The organism is Campylobacter sp. CNRCH_2014_0184h, assembly GCF_025772985.1.
GTDB lineage: Bacteria > Campylobacterota > Campylobacteria > Campylobacterales > Campylobacteraceae > Campylobacter_D.
In genome coordinates, this window is the sequence record NZ_JAKMTB010000002.1 from 177,995 (window position 1) to 196,466 (window position 18,472).

Sequence of the window (18,472 nt, forward strand, 5' to 3'; positions counted from 1 at the left end):
CTCTTTTTACCTAATCAAGCATATTTTTTAGCAAAATCTTTCATAAATTCACTTAACTTTTGAACCTTTTCAATGCTGATAGAATTATAAATACTAGCGCGAATTCCACCTAAAATTTTATGCCCCTTAAGACCTATCATACCATTTTCTTCAGCTTCTTTTACAAAAACTGGCTCTAAGTTTTTATCACAAGCTATATTAAAACTAACATTCATTAATGATCTATCCTCTTTTTTGGCATGACCTTTATAAAAACCATTACTCTCATCAATCACATCGTATAAAATTTTAGCCTTTTGTATGTTTTGCTCATTGATTTTATCTAAGCCACCTTGATTTAAAAGCCATTTCATTTCAAGATTAAACATATATATAGCAAAGGTTGCAGGTGTATTAAATAAAGAATTATTTTCAGCATAAACGCTATATTTTAACATACTAGGTATATTTTTGTTTTTACTACGCTCTACCATATCTTTGCGGATAAATGCACAAGCAAGTCCTGAAATTCCTGCATTTTTTTGCACTCCACCAAAAAGCATAGCAACATTAGAAAAATCTATCTTTTTAGAGAAAAAATCACTAGAAGCATCAATTATCAAAGGACTTTTAGTCTTTGGATAGTTTTTATATTGGGTTCCATAAATGGTATTGTTAGAGCATATATAAGCATAATCTGCATTATCACTAAATTCAAATTGTGGGATATGATCAAACTCACTTTCTTGGCTACTTGCTACTATTTTTGTATTTACTCCTAAAATTTCAGCCTCTTTAATAGCCTTTTTAGTCCAAACTCCCGTATTAGCAAATTCACAAACTCCACCCATATATAAATTCATAGGTATCATAGCAAATTGCAAACTAGCTCCACCTTGCATTAAAAGCACTTCATAATCATCATTTACATCATAAAGTTCTTTTGCCATTTTAATAGCTTCAAAATGCACTTCTTCAAAAACCTTTCCACGATGAGAAACTTCCATAATAGAAAAGCCTTTACCATGATAATCAAACAAATGCTCCTGTGCTTCTTTTAAAACCTCATCAGGCAGATTTGAAGGACCTGCACTAAAATTCATTACTCTCATTTTGTCTCCTTTTTATAGTATTTGGGCTTCTTTACTCTCATTTATTGAGCAAAGTTTTATAATATCTCCTTTTTTTAGTTTTTCAAGAGAGATATTTTTGCCATCTTTTTGTAAATTTATCAAATTTTTACTTTTATCAAAGAAATTTTTATGCTGAGTTAAAAGCTCTTCAAAATTATTAAGTTTGTTTTCATAATTTAATAATTTTAAATTTAAAACGCTCTTTAGTTGACTTTGTAAAAAACCAAGCTTTTGTTTTCTAAGAAAAAAAGCATTTTCTAAAGATTTCGCTTTGGCTAAATTTTGTAAATGATCGATTTTATTTTGATAAAACTTAAGATGATTTAACATTTGGTTTTTAAAACGCATAGCAAGCTCATCAAGTCCTTGTTCTAAGCTGAGTTTATTTGGAAAAATCATATCAATAGCCGCACTTGGAGTTGGTGCTCTTAAATCTGCTACAAAATCACTAATAACATAATCAATCTCATGTCCAATAGCAGAAACAACAGGCGTTTTTAAAGAAAAAATACATCTTGCAAGTTCTTCATCATTAAAACAAAACAAATCTTCTCTGCTTCCGCCACCTCTTGCTAAAATAATCGCATCTAAATTAAACTCATCAGCTTTTTTTAAAGCATTTATCAAAGAATTTGGAGCGCTTTGTCCTTGAGTGAGGGCGTTAAAAATAATTATTTTGCAAAGATTATATTCTTTTTGTGAAATTAACTTTAACATATCTTGCAAAGCAGCTGAAGTAAAAGAAGTGATTATGCCTATTTTTTTAGGAAATTTAACAATGCTTTTTTTAGCATTTGTATCAAACAAACCTTCTTTTTCAAGCTTTTCTTTTAGGGCTAAAAATTTAGCTTCTAAATCCCCAAGGCTTGTTTTTTGCATACTTTTAGCGATAAATTGATACCTACCACTTGCTTCATATAAACTCACATAACCTCTAAGATCAAGCATATCGCCAACCTTAGGTTTAGTTTGAACAAATTGATTAAAGCCTTTAAACATCACGCAAGCTATGCTTGATTTTTCATCTTTTAAATCAAAATACCAATGTCCTGAACTATGAATGGTAATTTTAGAAATTTCTCCACTAAGCTCTATATCATCAAGATGAAATTCTAATAAGCTTTTAGCTTTTAGATTAAGTTCTGAAACTTTCATTTTTTTCTTGCAATAAACATAGAGCAAACACCAAAGCTAAAGCTTTTATACTCTAACATTTCAAAGTGCCCACTCAATTCTTTAATAAATTCTTCTTTGCTTAAAAAATCTTCTATAGAATTTGGTAAATACTCATAAGCACTATAATTTTTACTAATAAATCCACCCACTTTTGGCAAAATATTTTTTAAGTAAAAATCTCTACAAGCAGCTATAAAACCACCCTGCTCTCTTTTGGTAAATTCAAGTACAAGTAAAATCCCATCCTTTTTTAACACTCTTGCAAATTCTTTTATAGCTTCTTTCCTATCTACCACATTGCGTATGCCATAACTTATACTTATGATGTCTGCACTTTCATTTTCGAGTGGAAGTTCTTGTGCTTTTGCTTGTACAAAAGTCGCATCAGGATTTTTTTTCCTAGCCACTTCAAGCATGCCCGCACTTGGATCAACCCCTTTTATACTAATGATATTTTTATTTGCTCTTAAGGCTTGATTTTGCCATTCTATAATCATATCGCCCGTACCACAAGCTACATCGATAATATCAAGTTCATTATTAGAAAATTTAAAAACATCCAAACAAGCTTTTTTTCTCCAACTCACATCACTTCCAAAACTTAAAATTCTATTAGCCTTATCATAAGTTGGTGCTATATCATCAAACATTTTAACTATTTTTTCTTGTTTTTGCATGTTTTTCCTAACTATATATTTTTAATTTTTTGATGCTTTTTGCAATTTGTTTTATTATATTTTCATCATAAGAATTTTGGTCTAAATGATTATATTTAAAATAATTTTTCAACTTTTTAATGCTTTTTTCTTCAAACATAGTTGCAAAATAGCATAATAAAAATTTTATTTTTTCTAATTCTTCTTCAAGATTTGTTTGAGATTTTACAATTTTTTTCTTTAAAAAAACTAATTCTTTTCTTAGTTTAAAAGCTATTAAAGACTTTAAAATTTGATTTTTTCCTTGATAAAATTCATAATCATTTTTTAAAATAAAATCCGCATCAAGAAAAATATCATTAATTTTTTCATCGCTTAAAATAAAAATATATTTTTCTAGTTCAAACTCATGGTATTTTTTCATATTAATTTGATTTATCAAAAATGAAAATTGTTGTTTTAGCTTATTTTGAATATTTTTTTCAAAAAGAGCATCAAAAACATCAAGACAAAAACAAATTTGTTTAAGGCTTATAAAACATTGTTCCAAGTTTTTTTCACTTGAATTTTTTAAAAAATTTAATCTGTCATTTTTTAAGTTTTTTAAAAGAACGAAAAGTAAAATTTTACCAGCTGAAAAACTTTGAATTTGATTTGGAAAATGCAAGTTAATATCTTTTTGTTTATCTAAAATTTTAATACATCTAGCACTATCAAAAACTTTAGAAAGATCCCCATATAATGCTAAATTTTTACTATAAAAATTCTCATCATCTGTAATTTCTTTATAATTTTTAAAAAAATGAGGTAAATCAAACCGCTTTGCTTCTTCAACGGTGGAAAAAATCACTTTTAAAATGACCAAATTTTTTAAATTGTTTTTAAATTTATAAAGGAAAAATTGGGTATTATCAAGCTCAAAACTAATTCTTGTTTTTTTTATTATATTGGTTATAGCATTTTTACTTTTTTGATGTTTAAATTCTTTTTTAGATATTTTATGAGTTTTTTTATCTAAAATATCATGTAATTTATAAAATGTAAATTGATAATAATCTTGATTGATTTTTTTATATTTGATATCACAAAAAGGATTTATACGTGTAAAAAATACACGTATTTTATCCTTAGAATAAGCAAGTTTTTCTTCTTTTAAAATTTTGATAAAATCATCGTTTTCAATTAAAAAGCGTCTTTGTACTTCACAAATCATTTTACTTGCAAAATTTACAACCATTCACATAAGCAAACACGCCAAGATAGTCAATAATATTACCAATCTTTTTCTCAAGATCTTCTTGGTATTTATTAATCCCGCTATCTTCATAGCGCACATCTTCTATGTGATTGCATTTACTGCAAATTACATGAATATGTGGATATTCATAAATATCATAACAAGTTTTTTGATTTGGAGTATTAATTTCTACTACCAAACCTTGTTCTTTTAAGGTATTTAAATTTTTATATACCGTAGCTAATGAGATAGAAGGATATTCTTCTTTAATACTTTCATACAAAGATTCTATATTAGGATGCTCGTGGCGTTTTAAAATTTTTAAAATACAAAGTCTTTGTGGAGTAGCTTTTAAATCACAGTTTTTAAGCATTTGAATAAGTTCCATAGTCTATTCTCCAAATATTTTTACTTATAGTATAACTCTTTTTTTATAAAAAAATGATTATATTAAAAGATATTTTTTATCTTTTAATAAATTTTAATTTTTTGACACAATGAATCAATATCAAGTTCTAAAAATTTTTCCACTTCACTTGTTTTGCCATGGGCTATAAATTGATCTTCAAATTCAAAACTTACTAGTTTTATATGATAAAGATTTTCTTTTTGTAAAAAATTTGCAATCAAACTTCCCACTCCACCTATTTTAGCACTATCTGAAAAAACAAACCAAGTTTTTGTATCTTTTGCCAACTCTTTTAAAAGCTCTTCATCTAAAGGCTTTGCAAAAATCAAATCTATTAAGCTCGCATAATCTAGTCCAAGTTTATCTAAAGCTAATTTTGCCTTAGCCACACCTTGACCAAAACCTAAAAATACTTTATCGCTTTGTACTTTAGATAAAATTTGAGCTTTAGCAAGTTTTATCTCACATGGATTAAAATCATCATTTAATAAAAAATTACCCCTAGGATAGCGAAAAGCAAAAACGCCTTGATGAAAATATGCATATTCCATAATATTTTCCATCATAGCCTCATCTCTTGGAGCTGCTAGAGTAATATTTGGTATAGCACTTAAAAAGCTAATATCAAAAACACCCTGATGAGTTTCTCCATCTTCTCCTACAATTCCTGCTCTATCCATAGCTATAACTACATTTAAATTCATAATAGCACAATCATGAATTACTTGATCATAAGCTCTTTGCATAAAAGTACTATAAATTGCTATAAAAGGTTTAAAACCTTCTTTTGCCATAGCCGCCATAGAAGTAACTGCATGTTGTTCTGCAATTGCGACATCCCAAAAACGTTCAGGGTATTTCTCTATTAATTTATCAAGTCCAGTACCACTTGGCATAGCAGCAGTTACACCCACTATATTTTCATATTTTTGAGCTAAATTCAGTAGGGTATTTGAAAAAATTTCTGTGGCGCTTTTTTTACTTATATTTGCCTTTAAACTCTCCCCGCTACTTCTATCAAAAGCACCTACTCCATGCCATTTAGCATTTTTTCCCTCGGCTAATGCATAACCCTTGCCTTTGATAGTTTGCGCATGCACAACGCAAGGTTTTTTCATAGCTTTTGCTTGATTGAGCGCATTAATAACCTCATTTAAATTATGTCCATCAATGGGACCAATATACTCAAGCCCTAATTCTTCAAATAAAAGTCCAGGTGTGATAAGTCTTAAGCCCTCTTCAAAACGCTTTGCCATATAAGAAGCGCCTTGAGGAAAGTATTCTAAAAGATTTTCTATGCGTTTTTTAAATTTTTGATAAAACTGCGTTGCCATTGCCTGAGAAAGGTATTTTGAAATAGCTCCAATTGGCCTTGATATACTCATTTCATTATCATTTAAAATGATCACACAAGGGTATTCTCTATCACCAAGTTCATTTAAAGCTTCATAAGCCATACCCGCACTTAGCGCTCCATCGCCTATTAATACAACAGGCAAACGATCTTCATCTTTTAATCTTATAGCCTTGCAAGCTCCAACTGCTAAAGATATAGAAGTGCTTGAATGTCCTGCTACAAAATAATCTCCCTCATCAGGCTTTGTATAACCACTTAAACCATTAAATTGCCTTAGAGTTTGAAAATTATTTATTTTACCACTTAAAAGCTTGTGTGGATAAGATTGGTGTGAAACATCAAAAATAAAAGGATCTTTTTTTACATCAAAAACATAATGCATTCCTATACTAAGCTCAACTACACCTAAATTTGAACTTAAATGTCCACCATTTTTACTCACTGTGTCTATAATAACTTCACGCAAATTGTTAGCTAAATTTTCTAGCTCTTTAATTTGCATATTTTTAATATTTAAGTTATTTAAGTCTATCATTCATTAACCATATTTTTGATTTTTTGCAAACGATTATTAAGGTTTGATTCTATATTGCCTGCATCACTTAATATTAAAATACTCCCCTTATTAATCGCATCATCAAGGCTAAATTTGATACTACTTTGCTCTTGTTCTAAATGTGATTTTACATATTCAAAATCATCAGGATTTAATTTTAATTCTATCTTAGTAGCATTTTTAAGCTCATTCATAAGTTCTTTTGCCAAATTTAAGGCTATAAGTGAAGAATTTTCCTCAAGTTCTTTTGCAATTACCTCTTTTGCGATAATTACAGCTGTATCGGCTAATTCTTTTTCATTTTTAGATAAAAACTCATTTAAATTTTGCACTGTATTTTCAAGTTTTTCTACACTTTTTAAGTATTTTTCTTTTAAAGCTTCTAATTCACTTTCAAAATTTTTTTGAGCTTGTTCATAACCTTCTTTGGTAAATTTTTCTTTTGCATGTTCTAATTCTGTATTTAAGCGATTGTTAAATTCAGCCTCTTGGCTTTCTATTTGCATTTGTAATTTAATAATATTTCCTGACATTTCATCAGTTTTTTTAAGCAAATCTTCTACAAAATCAGGTTGGATTTGTGGTTGTGGGACTTGTGGGGTAGTTTCTACTGTTTGATTTTCCACTGCTTGCTGAGTAGTATTTTGAGCCAGAGGAGCTTGATTTATAGTTTGAGTTTCTTCTTGTTTTTGCTCTTCATTAGAAGACATTTCACTCATAACTTTAAAATGATATCCTTCAACTACATGAGCAGAAATATTTTCAGGTGAAATTACATTAGTTAATTTAGCCATAATCTTACTCTATCATCTCATCAGCCTCACCCACTTGGATAAGACCTTGTTCTGCAAGTTTTTGCACCACTTCTACAACTTTTCTTTGTGCTTCTTCTACATCTTTTACACGCACAGCACCCAAAAAGCCCATTTCTTCTACAAAAGCTTCAGCAGCACGCGTTGACATATTTGCCATAAATTTTTGCTTTAAATCCTCGCTTGCACCCTTTAAACCTATCATCAAATCGCGTTTATCAGCAGCTTTTAAAACTTCTCTAATCGCATTAGTACTAAGCTGAGAAATATCATCAAAAGTAAACATTAAATCTTTAATGGTTGTAGCAAGTTTTTCATCACTTTGCTCAATATAAGAAAGTGTTGTTTTGGATGCTTTTTGACCCAAGCGATTAAGCACTTCAGCAACCGCTCTTGGACCACCCACTTCAACTTTATAAGAAGTAAGACTTTCAAGTTTACTTTCAAGCACCGCAGATACTCTTTTGATAATTGAAGGTGAAATATCCCCAAGATTTGCCATTCTTATTACAACCTCAGCCCTTAACTCATCGCTAAAATATTCCAAAGTTTCAGCAGCTTGAGTAGTATCCATATGAGCTAAAATCAAAGCTATGGTTTGAGGGTGTTCTTTAATGATAAAGTCAGCAAGCTGTTGTGGTTTGATTTGAGAAAGATAAGCAAAATTTTGATTATTTTCCATACTTTTGGTAAGTTTTTCCAAAATTTTATTGGCAATTTCAGGGCCAAAAGTTCTAAATAAAATTTCTTTTGCATATTCCAAACCGCCACTTTTTAGGTATTGGTTTGATTGTAATAAAGTATAAAATTCTTCTAAAACTGCAGTAGCAACTGGTTTGTCAACATTTTTTGCTAAAGCGATATAGCGAGAAATTTCAGTGATGACATTAATATCCATATGAGAAAATAAAACTGTCGTTACATCTTCTCCAAGTTGAATTAAAAAAATTGCGACCTTTTCTGGCATAGAAAGGTCATCATAGACCATTTTTTGTTCTTCACTAAGCTTTATCATCAGATATCCTTCTCACCAAATTCAGCTTCATTTTCAACAAGTTTTTGTAACAATAATGCCACTTCTTCACCTTTTTCATTAGCCACTGCTCTTAATTTTTCGAGCAAGACATCATATTGAAGTGCATCTTCATCAAAATTATCCCCAAAGCCAAGTTGTTCTTCAACTTTCTTACGTGCTGCGTTGAATTTTTCAATAGCATCTTCAGCCTCGTCAATGATTTGCCCGTCTTTTCCTTCCATCTCTTCTTCAAGCTTGATATCTGCAAGCATTTTTTGTGAAAATGGCACAATAACTTTTTTATAAAAGATGAAAAGTAAAATCGCAGCAAAGACATACTTAACAGGCGGGATAAATGGCTCAACAAATCTTGAATAGAAAGTTTGAACCTTATTTTCAACTTTAGCTGTTCTATGAAATTCCAAATTATTTACTTCAACCGCATCACCTCTAGCAAGATTAAAACCTATAGCGCCTTTAGTGAGATTTTCAATAGCTTGAATTTCTTTATCGCTCAAAGGAATATATTCATTAGTAATATTTCCCTGATCATCAGTAATTACTTTGTATTTTCCATCTACTACAACGGCTGCAGAAATTCTTTTAACGGTTGCAAATTGCTTAGTGGTATTGGTGATTTTTTTAGAAATTTCATTATTAGTTGTAGTTTGGTTTTTAGTATAAACCTCGCGTGCACCTTTATCATCTAAACCTTCTACAGGACCGATGTTTGAAACAGCGCCTGGTACACCTTGATTTTCTTTATCTTTATAACCTTCTCTATGTTCTTCTAAAGTTTGCTCACTACGCACGACTGTGTTTGGATCATATACTTCACTTTGTGATTCTTCTTTAGAAAAATCATAATCAATACTAACCTTTGCTACTACCCTATCATAACCACCCGCAAATGGAGCAATAGAAGCAACAATTTTTTGCTCTAATTCATATTCTTGATCTCTTTTATATTTAATTTGAGCAGCAATTAAATCACTCTCAAAAGCACCCTCATCATCTAAAGGAATACCTTTTTGATCCATGATTTTTACATTTTCAGGGGTGAGTTTTGTCACTGAAGAAGCAATTAAGTTTTTAATCCCCATAATTTGCTTTTTATTAAGCTTTAAGCCTTCTTTTATCGTCAAAGCTACTGAAGCAGTTGGTGGGACTTGTTGTTGAGTAAAAAGTGTATCTTTAGCAAAAGCAATATGCACTGTGGCGCTATGAATAGGCTCTAAACTTTCAATCGTTCTAGCAAGCTCACCTTCTAATGCTCTTTGGTATTTTACCTTTTGCTCAGCTTCTGTTGCGCCAAATTCTTGTTTATCAAAAAGCTCAAAACCTACTTTATTATCTTTTGGCAATAACCCTGCAGAAGCAATAGCTAAACGCTGCTTATATACTTGTTCATTAGGTACTAAAATAGTTCCTTCATCACGCAAAATATAAGGAACCCCACTTTTTTCAAGTTGCGTTACTATCATCGCTGAATCGCTAGTATTAGCATTTTCGAATAATACTGAATATCCAGCCTCACTAGCTACTGTAGAACCACTTCTAAAAAGGGTTAAAAATACTAAAAATCCAACTACAACAACAATAGAAGCAGCAATGATAATACGCTGTCTTAAACTTAAATTTTGATAAAGCTGACCTACTTGGTGCAGTATAGTTTTATAATCCATTTATTTCCTACAAACTAAAAATTTTTAGAAAACTCTTCAAAAAACCTTGAATTTTCATACTCTGTACCTATACTTATACGCACAGCATTTAAACCATAACTTTGTAAATTTCTTATTATTATACCGTTTTTAAGCAATTTTTCAGATAAATCTGTGCTATTTTTTTCATCAAAAAAATAAGTAATAAAATTTGTATAGCTTGGAATGTATCGAATTTTATAATTTTTAGCAAAATCTTCATAAAGTTTCATTTGTGAAAAATTATTTTCCAAAGTTTTTTGCACAAACTCATCATCATCTAACGCAGCAACAGCAGCTTTTAAACTCAAATTAGTCACATTAAAAGGTGCTCTTAATTTATAAAACGCATTGATAATTTCCTTGCAAGCTATACCATAACCTACTCTCATACCACCCAAACCATAAAGCTTAGAAAAGGTTCCTAGATATACTGTATTTTGAAATTTATGGATTAATTCCTTAGGGTTGATATGTTTTTTGCTATCTTTAAATGAAGCAAATTCATTATAAGCTCCATCAATGGCTACCAAACAATCCTCATCAATTTTTTCTAAAAACTCAAAAACCGCACTTGCGTATAAACACTCACCTAAAGGATTATTGGGTAAGCATAAAAAGATTACTTTGATTTCATTTTTATGCTTTTGATATAACTCATACAACTCATTTAAATCATGGGTTAAGCTTGGGGTTTTATAAACCTTAACTCCTAGTTGTTTTGCATAAATTTCATACATAGCAAAGCTAACCCCGCATTGCAAATAAGCCTTAGAATGATCAAGTTTTGCATGCACTATATATTCTATGATTTGATCACTCCCACTACCTATGATGAGATTTTCTTTTAAAATATCATATTTTTGTGCTAAAGCTTGTTTTAATTCACTCATAGTATCATCAGGATACAAATGAGCTAAATGCGCATTATTTATAATGGCTTCTTTAGCTTTTTTGCTTGTACCATAAGGATTTTCATTACTCGCTAGTTTAATAACTTCTTTTAAACCATATTCTTTAGCAATTAAATCCATATCCTTGCCACTTTCGTAAGTTTTAATAGCTTCTAAAAAAGGATTAAATTTCATTACTTTCTCCTGATAAATACGATCCAAGCCATTTTATATGATCAGCTTTTTTTAATACTCTTTGGACATTTTCATCATCAATATGTCCTTCAAAATCTATATAAAAACTATGTACAAATTCTCTTGTTTTTATAGGGCGTGATTCAAGTTTTGTTAAATTTATCCCCTCTTTTTTAAACTCATATAATAAATCACTAAGCCCACCTGGTTTATGTGCAGCAAGTGCTAAAATAGAAGTTTTACAATGAGGCATTTGAGGTATTTTTATATCACTTAAAATCAAAAACCTAGTGCGATTTGCCAAATTATCCTCAATCGTTTCAAATAATATAGGCACATTATAAAGTTTTGCTGCAATCTTAGAGCAAATCGCAGCTGAAGTAACATCTTGCGAAGCTAAATAAGCTGCATGAGCTGTGGATTTGCTTGCTACAAATTCTACTTCACTTAAATCATGACTTTCTAAAAAATTTCTACATTGATTATAGCCTTGTGGATGAGAATATATGCGTTTAATATCTTTTAAATTTTCACTCATACTTACAAAAGAATGATGAATATCCATATAAATTTCAGCAAAAATCTTTACATCTTCATATTTTCCAAGACAATCAAGCGTCACACCCACTGCACCTGCTGTATTATTTTCTATAGGCACTACTCCATATTTTGCTTCTTTGTGAGCTAATTCTTTAAAAACATCTTCTATATTTGCAAGTGGAGTATAACGACTCATAGCACCAAAACGCGTTCTTGCTACTTGATGCGTATAGCTTCCCTCAGGTCCTAAATAAGCTATGCTTTGGGGCATTTCTAAATTTCTTGATACAGCAAAAATTTCTTGGTAAATTGCTTCGATTGCATTTTGATCTAATAAACCATGATTATAATTTTTAAGTCTATTTATAATAGCTCTTTCGCGCTCAGGTCTATAAATACTTCCACCTAAATTTTGCTTAATAACTCCTATATCTTTAACATGAAGCATTCTTTCATTAAGCAAAGCCAAAATTTTATCATCAATGGTATCGATTTTATTGCGTAATTTTTCTATCTCTTTCATTTAAACCTCGATATGTAGTAATCCTTAATACTATCATATACAAAATTAAGTTTAGTTGTATCAAGACCTTGAGTGTTAGAAATTTTACCGCTTAAAACTAAGGCTGTTTGCATGCCAAGCTCATAAGCACCAAGCAAATCGCCTTTAAAATCATCACTAATGATTAAAGTCTTTTCAAAACTTACATTACAATCTTGTTGTTTTAATAAATTTAAAGCACTTTCATAAAAAGCCTTACTAGGTTTTCCTATCACCTTATAATCAAACTCGCATGCATTTTTAAGCATAGACATAATACTTCCAACGCCTGGATAAAGCCTTGAATTTTTCTTATAAATACTACTTTCATGCATTGCTATAGCTTGCACGCCATTTTTAAGATACTCTATCATACTAGCAAAATCTTGAAATTTAAAATCATCATAACTTGCCAGTAAAAATGCTTTTGGATTTTTACAATCAAGCTCATAACCTAACTCTTGAAGTGAATCTAAAAATTCTTTTGCTCCAAAAGCTGCTATTTTACAAGGCTTTAAATGATCTTTTAAAACACAAAAAGGATCAATATAGACTTTTTCATTAATTTCAAAACCCAAATTTTGCAAATAATTTAAAAAATCTAATTTTTTAGTATTATTGGTAATAATCACATAAGGAATTTTTTCTTTATTTAAAGATTTAATGAGTTCTAAAGCACCATTTATAGGACTTTTATCATAATCTGAAATCAAAGTCCCTTGTACATCTAAAAATAACATTTCAATCCTTTAAAAAATCAAGCTCTAAAGCAATTTGATCCTCATAACTTTCTCTTTTTCTAATCATTCTTACCGTGCCATTTTCACAAGCTAGCTCACATACTCTATTGCGAGTATTATAATTACTACTCATGCTAAAACCATACGCACCTGCACTTTTAACTATGATCAAATCTCCTGCTTTTGTCTTAGCTAGTTTTCTATCTTTAGCTAAAAAATCTCCACTCTCACAAACCCCACCAACAATATCACAAAGGCTCTCTTCTTTATTTTCGCCCAAAAGCTTAATTTCATGATAAGCACTATATAAACTTGGACGTAATAAATCATTCATCGCCCCATCAACAACCACAAAACGCTTTTTATCATTAAATTTTTCATATAATACTTTAGTAACAAACTCACCTGCATTTGCCACTAGAAATCTACCAGGTTCCATACCTATGCACACATCAAGACCTTGTAAACTTGCTAAAATTCCTTGAGCATAATCATATAAATTTGGCTCTTGTTCATCTTTATAACAAACCCCTAAGCCTCCACCTATATCAAAGAATTTAATATTAATTTTTAAAGCCAAAAGCTCTTTTACTAATTTTGCAACAATCACAGAAGCTTCATGAATACTGCTTATATCAAGAATTTGCGAGCCTATGTGAAAATGCACACCAACTGGCTCTAAAAATTGTGAGTTTTTAGCATAAAGATACATTTTTTTAGCACTTTCTATATCTACGCCAAATTTATTTTCATGCAAACCTGTAGAAATGTAAGGATGTGTTTTAGCATCTACATTTGGATTTACTCTTATGCTTATACGGGCTGTCTTTTGATTTTCTTTAGCAATTTGTTCTAAAAGAAGCATTTCTTCATAGCTTTCTAAATTTACATAAAGTATGTTTTGCTCTAAAGCATATTTTAACTCATCAGCACTTTTACCTACCCCACTAAAAATAATTTTATAATTCTTAGCCCCTGCTTTTAAAGCTCTATAAATCTCACCCGCGCTAACACAATCAAACCCGCTATCTAAAGAAGCTAAAAGTTTTAAAACACTTAAATTAGAATTTGCTTTAACTGCATAAAAAATTTGTGACTTTCTTGCTTTAAAAGCATCTTTTAACATTGTAAAACGCTCTTTGATTTTATCAAAATCATAAATATAAAATGGTGTGTTATATTCTTTTGCTAGTTTTAAATAATCCATAAAAACCTCACTTGTAGTTATTTGTGTTTAAAATAATAAAAACTTCCTATACTTATTAAAATAAATACTGGTAGCATTATACCAAGCTCTGGAAGTAAAATTTCATTTTCACTCAATCTTGTTAATAAAAACAACAAACCCCAAACCAAAAGTATGCACACAAAAAACACAAAAGCTAAAAGTGCGAGATTAAAAAATCTTGCAGTTAAAGGAAAATAATAATACACAATAAGCATTAAAAATGGTGCAAAAAATGGTGTAAGAACTAAAGAATATAAACTTGTTCTAAGTGTATTAGTAGAAATATTTTGTTTTGCAAAAATTACCATACTTTCTAGTGCATCTAAAATAGAATAAGAAGGATTGCTCTCTACTAAAGAAATTCTTTCTAAAATTTTTGGAGAAAAGTCTTCTAAACCTTTAATATTTTTAAATTCTTCTATACTCAAACCCTCTTTTGAAACAATCAAATTTTGTGGTACATTAGTAGCTTTAGCATCATTTAAATCCCAAGAATTTCCATTAAATTTAGCAGTTTTTGCATGGATTATGTTTTGAATGTCTAAATTTTTTACATCAAAGATTTTTACATTATATAGGGTTTGAGAACTTGTTTTTTGTATATAAATAAATTTATCATTATATTTAATCAAAACTTCCCCGCCCTCTCTATCTACAACGCCACGCTTAAGAATATTACTTTTATATTCATCTGCATAAGCAAAAGAGCTAAAATTAAGTCCAACATAAACACAACAAAAAAACATAGCCCATAAAAAAGGATAAAAAATCACTTGATTTTTACTTAAACCCAAAGCATACAAGCTAACAAATTCATTCGAGCGTATCATATTAAAAATACATAAAACCAAAGCAAGGACTATAGCTAAAGGTAGTATATAAGAAGCTGCTGAGCATGTTAAAAAAAATATATACAAAAGCTCTAAATTTGCACTTTTTGGTAGCCTATTGAAATTGAGCAAAAAATCAATCGCTACAAAGAAAAAAGTCAAAGAAAAAAATAAAATAAAAAATGATTTTAAATACAAAGATGAAATATAGCGAAAAAATATACTCATCGTTTAACTTTTTAAAGAATATTTTGAAGCGATTTTTTCTATATCAGAATTTAAAAGCTCAAATAAGGCTTTTTTACTATGTTCTAAAACCTTAGTTAAACTTTCTTGCTCTTCTTGTTTAAATTTCCCCAAAACATGAGAAATTACATCTTGTCCTTTTCCTACTCCTATACGTACTCTCTCATAAGCATTACCACAAAGATTATCTATACTTTTAAGTCCATTATGCCCACCACTTGATCCACCTATTTTAAATTTCAAAGCACCTAAATTTAAATCTATATCATCATGGATTACAATAATTCTATCGCATTTATAGTATTCACTAACAGCTTTTACGCTTTCTCCGGATAAATTCATATAAGTGGAAGGTTTTAAAAAAAGAGCAGAAGAGCTTTTAAAAAGCTCTCCTTTAAATTTAGCATTTGAAAGCTTTGTTGTTTGCAAGTCTTTCAAAATTAAGTCAATTAGCATAAACCCTACATTATGACGGGTTTGGGCGTATTGTTCTCCTATATTACCAAGTCCTACGACTAAGGTCATTTTATCTTGCTTTTTCTACGCCAACTACAGCTACTCTATCAGCATCAACCATAGTTACACCCTCAGGTACAACTACATCGCGGATTAAAAGTGCATCACCAACATCAAGTTTAGTTACATCTAATTCAAAATAATTTGGTAAGTTTTCAGCTGCACATTTTACTTTTAATCTTCTTTTTGATTGGATTAAAACACCTTTATTTTTAAGACCCATAGCTGTTCCTACGATTTTTACAGGAACCATATATTTAGAAATAACACCTTTTTGTGCTACTTTTAAATCTACGTGTTTTAATTCTGCAGTTACAGGATCTTTTTGATAATCAACTACCACAACATTTAATACTTTATCTGCTACTTTTACATCAAAAGCTAAAGTAGTTTTTTTGCGTACTTCTTTAATAAATTCATTTACTTTAAAAGCAGCATTGATGTTTTCTAATCCTTTTCCGTAGATGTTTGCGATTAGATAACCATCTCTTTTTAAAGCTTTAGCAGCTTTTCTACCGATACTCTCTCTAACGATACCTTCTAACATCTGTTTCCTTTCTAAAAAAATAAACGCTAATTATAGCTAAATAAGTTTATAAAGATTTTAAAATATCTTCATAAGCTATGCAAAATTGCTCTAAACCATCATCAAGCAAATCTTTACAAGCTTTACTTAAAGCATCTTTTGAAATATTTGCATTCAATTTTTTCTCTATACATTCATCTTTCAAAGGCTCTTTAAATACGATTTGCTTACCTTTAAAAGCCTTAATAGCATCTAGTGGTGCAGTATTAATAGCTTTATCATAGAGTAATTCTTTAATATAATAATCTTTTTCTAAATCATCACCCTTAACACCCGTACTTGCAAATAAAGCTCTAATATTTGCTTCATTTTGTTTAATGATATAATTATAAGCCTTTGTTGCAGTAAGAATTCCTATATAATTTTTATCTAAAACTTGATTATTTAATAATCTATCAAAACGGCTTACAAAAATACTAATAACGGCTTGAGGTTCTTTTTTGGCTGCGGTATTATTTTTTCTAAATTCTTTTAAACCTAAATTTAAAGCTTCAAAGCATTTTTTAGTTTGCTCAAAATCAAAAATCAAAGTAGCATTTACACTAATACCATTTTTCATTAATTCTTGCATTACTTCATAAGAAGCTTCTGTGGCAGGAATTTTCATCATCACATTTTCTTTTGCAATTTGCGTGTATAATCTTTTTGCCTCAGCCAAAGATAAGCTAGTATTATCTTTTAATCTTGGGTCAATTTCAATACTAATAAAACCATCATTATTTTCATAATAATTAATAGCTAATTTATCTGCGGCCTTAGCTATATCTTCTATCGCAAGATACTCATATAAGGCTTTTTTATCTTTGAGATTTGATTTTTTGATTTTTTCTTTATAAATAGCCGAGTTTAAAATCGCATTTTTAAAAATAGCAGGATTTGAAGTAGCACCATTGATTGTTCTTGAGTATATTAAATCTAAAAATTCATGATCTAAAAATTCATTTTCTATAAAATCACACCATAGTGAAAATTTTTTCATTGTATTACCTTTATTATTTCTTTTAAATCTTTTTTATCTACACAAATATCTGCATGAGATCTTAAAATTTCTTTGGCACAAAAAGCTATTTTTAATCCACATTCTTTAAACATAGAAATATCATTAGCTCCATCGCCCACACACATAATTTCTTCTGTTTTTAAATTTAAAAATTTCTTAAGTCTTTGTAGTATAATACCTTTTGAGTTGTTAAACATAATTTCTCCGCCAACTTTTCCCGTTAAAACACCGTTTTTACTATGCAAAAAGTTAGCAAAACCGAAATCAAAATGAAGTTTATTTTGTATTAAGTCAATTCCCTCATGAAATCCACCGCTAAAAACAATAATTTTTATATTTTTATTTTTTAAATACTCACATAATTCTTTAGCACCATTCATCAAAGGTAAATTTTCACAGCACTTTCTTACTTGATCAACTGGCATTCCCTCAAGCAAGGCTACTCTAGCATTCAAGCTTTCAAAAAAATCAAGCTCACCATTCATTGCTTTATCGGTGATACTTTTAACAGCATCACCGACATTATACTCTTGTGCTAAAATATCGATGGTTTCTCCATCCATTAGCGTAGAGTCAAAGTCAAAGGCACAAAGCTTTATCATTAAAACTCACGCTTTAATAAAGCTTCGGCTTTTAATATAGTTAAAATATTTTCTTCTCTTTTACCTATACCAAAAATCATACCTTTTTCTTTTAGTAAAGTTTCAGGTGGCGGATCAATTCTGCTTCTGTGAATTTTGATAGCCTCTGTTAATCTATCTATCACAAAACCCGCATTACCTGCAGGAGTTTGATTTCCATTTGCTACACCTTTTAAAACAATATATCTAGTTTGAGGTGTCATTTTAGAGCTACCTTGATTAAATCTTTTTGCAAGATCTATCAAAGGCATAACATTACCCCTCATATTAAACACACCTAGAACATAATCAGGCACACTTGGAACCCTAGTATATTCTATAGGTTTAATAATTTCTTGAATATTAAGAATAGGAATAGCATATTCCTCATCTCCTACCACAAAACCAACAAGCTGAATAATATCCTCTTCTTTATCCACATCTGGTTCTGCAATTTGCGCTTGTTGTTTTTGTAAAACCTGGCTTAATTTATCATTCATCTTC

The 18,472-nt window shown here is 29.8% G+C and carries 19 protein-coding genes; all 19 read right to left on the bottom strand.

The window, feature by feature from the left end; translation table 11 throughout:
- Window positions 1-14 precede the first annotated feature (14 nt).
- Entirely contained in the window at window positions 15-1,091 is a 1,077-nt protein-coding gene (serC, locus tag L8X36_RS02930) for a phosphoserine transaminase (protein WP_263682432.1), read from the bottom strand.
- A 12-nt stretch (window positions 1,092-1,103) separates the two neighbouring features.
- On the bottom strand, window positions 1,104-2,267 hold the full coding sequence (gene xseA / locus L8X36_RS02935; protein WP_263682433.1) for an exodeoxyribonuclease VII large subunit: 1,164 nt from the start codon (window positions 2,265-2,267) through the stop codon (window positions 1,104-1,106).
- Window positions 2,264-2,965 carry a bifunctional demethylmenaquinone methyltransferase/2-methoxy-6-polyprenyl-1,4-benzoquinol methylase UbiE gene (gene ubiE / locus L8X36_RS02940; protein WP_263682434.1) on the bottom strand — a complete coding sequence of 234 codons (702 nt, stop codon included), beginning with the start codon at window positions 2,963-2,965 and terminating at the stop codon, window positions 2,264-2,266. Before ubiE ends, xseA begins: the two co-directional genes overlap by 4 nt.
- A gap of 7 nt (window positions 2,966-2,972) precedes the next feature.
- The gene (locus L8X36_RS02945) at window positions 2,973-4,157 is read right to left on the bottom strand and encodes a hypothetical protein (protein WP_263682435.1); all 1,185 of its coding nucleotides are present in this window, start codon (window positions 4,155-4,157) and stop codon (window positions 2,973-2,975) included.
- Window position 4,158: 1 nt separating this feature from the next.
- On the bottom strand, window positions 4,159-4,569 hold the full coding sequence (perR, locus tag L8X36_RS02950) for a peroxide-responsive transcriptional repressor PerR (RefSeq protein WP_263663926.1): 411 nt from the start codon (window positions 4,567-4,569) through the stop codon (window positions 4,159-4,161).
- 83 nt (window positions 4,570-4,652) lie between these two features.
- Window positions 4,653-6,482: a 1-deoxy-D-xylulose-5-phosphate synthase gene (gene dxs / locus L8X36_RS02955; protein ID WP_263682436.1), complete on the bottom strand. Its 1,830-nt coding sequence runs from the start codon at window positions 6,480-6,482 to the stop codon at window positions 4,653-4,655.
- Complete coding sequence (gene fliH / locus L8X36_RS02960; RefSeq protein WP_263682437.1) at window positions 6,479-7,297, bottom strand: flagellar assembly protein FliH; 819 nt, start codon at window positions 7,295-7,297, stop codon at window positions 6,479-6,481. Before fliH ends, dxs begins: the two co-directional genes overlap by 4 nt.
- 4 nt (window positions 7,298-7,301) lie before the next feature.
- Window positions 7,302-8,330, bottom strand: a complete 1,029-nt coding sequence (gene fliG, locus L8X36_RS02965; protein WP_012662055.1) for a flagellar motor switch protein FliG — start codon at window positions 8,328-8,330, stop codon at window positions 7,302-7,304.
- Window positions 8,330-10,015: a flagellar basal-body MS-ring/collar protein FliF gene (gene fliF / locus L8X36_RS02970; RefSeq protein ID WP_263682438.1), complete on the bottom strand. Its 1,686-nt coding sequence runs from the start codon at window positions 10,013-10,015 to the stop codon at window positions 8,330-8,332. The genes fliG and fliF overlap by 1 nt, the downstream gene beginning before the upstream one ends.
- 14 nt (window positions 10,016-10,029) lie before the next feature.
- Window positions 10,030-11,121, bottom strand: coding sequence for a histidinol-phosphate transaminase (gene hisC, locus L8X36_RS02975; protein WP_263682439.1), 1,092 nt, complete (start codon window positions 11,119-11,121; stop codon window positions 10,030-10,032).
- Window positions 11,111-12,184, bottom strand: a complete 1,074-nt coding sequence (locus L8X36_RS02980) for a chorismate mutase / prephenate dehydratase (RefSeq protein WP_039668829.1) — start codon at window positions 12,182-12,184, stop codon at window positions 11,111-11,113. Before L8X36_RS02980 ends, hisC begins: the two co-directional genes overlap by 11 nt.
- A complete protein-coding gene (locus L8X36_RS02985) occupies window positions 12,181-12,942 on the bottom strand; it encodes an HAD-IIA family hydrolase (protein WP_263682440.1) in 762 nt (253 codons plus the stop codon). Before L8X36_RS02985 ends, L8X36_RS02980 begins: the two co-directional genes overlap by 4 nt.
- Before the next feature lies 1 nt (window position 12,943).
- A complete protein-coding gene (lysA, locus tag L8X36_RS02990; protein WP_263682441.1) occupies window positions 12,944-14,149 on the bottom strand; it encodes a diaminopimelate decarboxylase in 1,206 nt (401 codons plus the stop codon).
- Window positions 14,150-14,166: 17 nt separating this feature from the next.
- On the bottom strand, window positions 14,167-15,228 hold the full coding sequence (locus L8X36_RS02995) for an LptF/LptG family permease (protein WP_263682442.1): 1,062 nt from the start codon (window positions 15,226-15,228) through the stop codon (window positions 14,167-14,169).
- Between the two features lie 3 nt (window positions 15,229-15,231).
- Window positions 15,232-15,771 carry an aminoacyl-tRNA hydrolase gene (pth, locus tag L8X36_RS03000; protein WP_263682443.1) on the bottom strand — a complete coding sequence of 180 codons (540 nt, stop codon included), beginning with the start codon at window positions 15,769-15,771 and terminating at the stop codon, window positions 15,232-15,234.
- Between the two features lies 1 nt (window position 15,772).
- Entirely contained in the window at window positions 15,773-16,309 is a 537-nt protein-coding gene (locus L8X36_RS03005; protein ID WP_133319540.1) for a 50S ribosomal protein L25/general stress protein Ctc, read from the bottom strand.
- 46 nt (window positions 16,310-16,355) lie between these two features.
- Window positions 16,356-17,327 (bottom strand): transaldolase, encoded by a 972-nt coding sequence (locus L8X36_RS03010; RefSeq protein WP_263682444.1) that lies wholly within the window; start codon window positions 17,325-17,327, stop codon window positions 16,356-16,358.
- Complete coding sequence (gene serB, locus L8X36_RS03015; protein ID WP_263682445.1) at window positions 17,324-17,950, bottom strand: phosphoserine phosphatase SerB; 627 nt, start codon at window positions 17,948-17,950, stop codon at window positions 17,324-17,326. The genes L8X36_RS03010 and serB overlap by 4 nt, the downstream gene beginning before the upstream one ends.
- Window positions 17,950-18,468: a chemotaxis protein CheW gene (locus L8X36_RS03020; protein WP_039668837.1), complete on the bottom strand. Its 519-nt coding sequence runs from the start codon at window positions 18,466-18,468 to the stop codon at window positions 17,950-17,952. The genes serB and L8X36_RS03020 overlap by 1 nt, the downstream gene beginning before the upstream one ends.
- Window positions 18,469-18,472 lie beyond the last annotated feature (4 nt).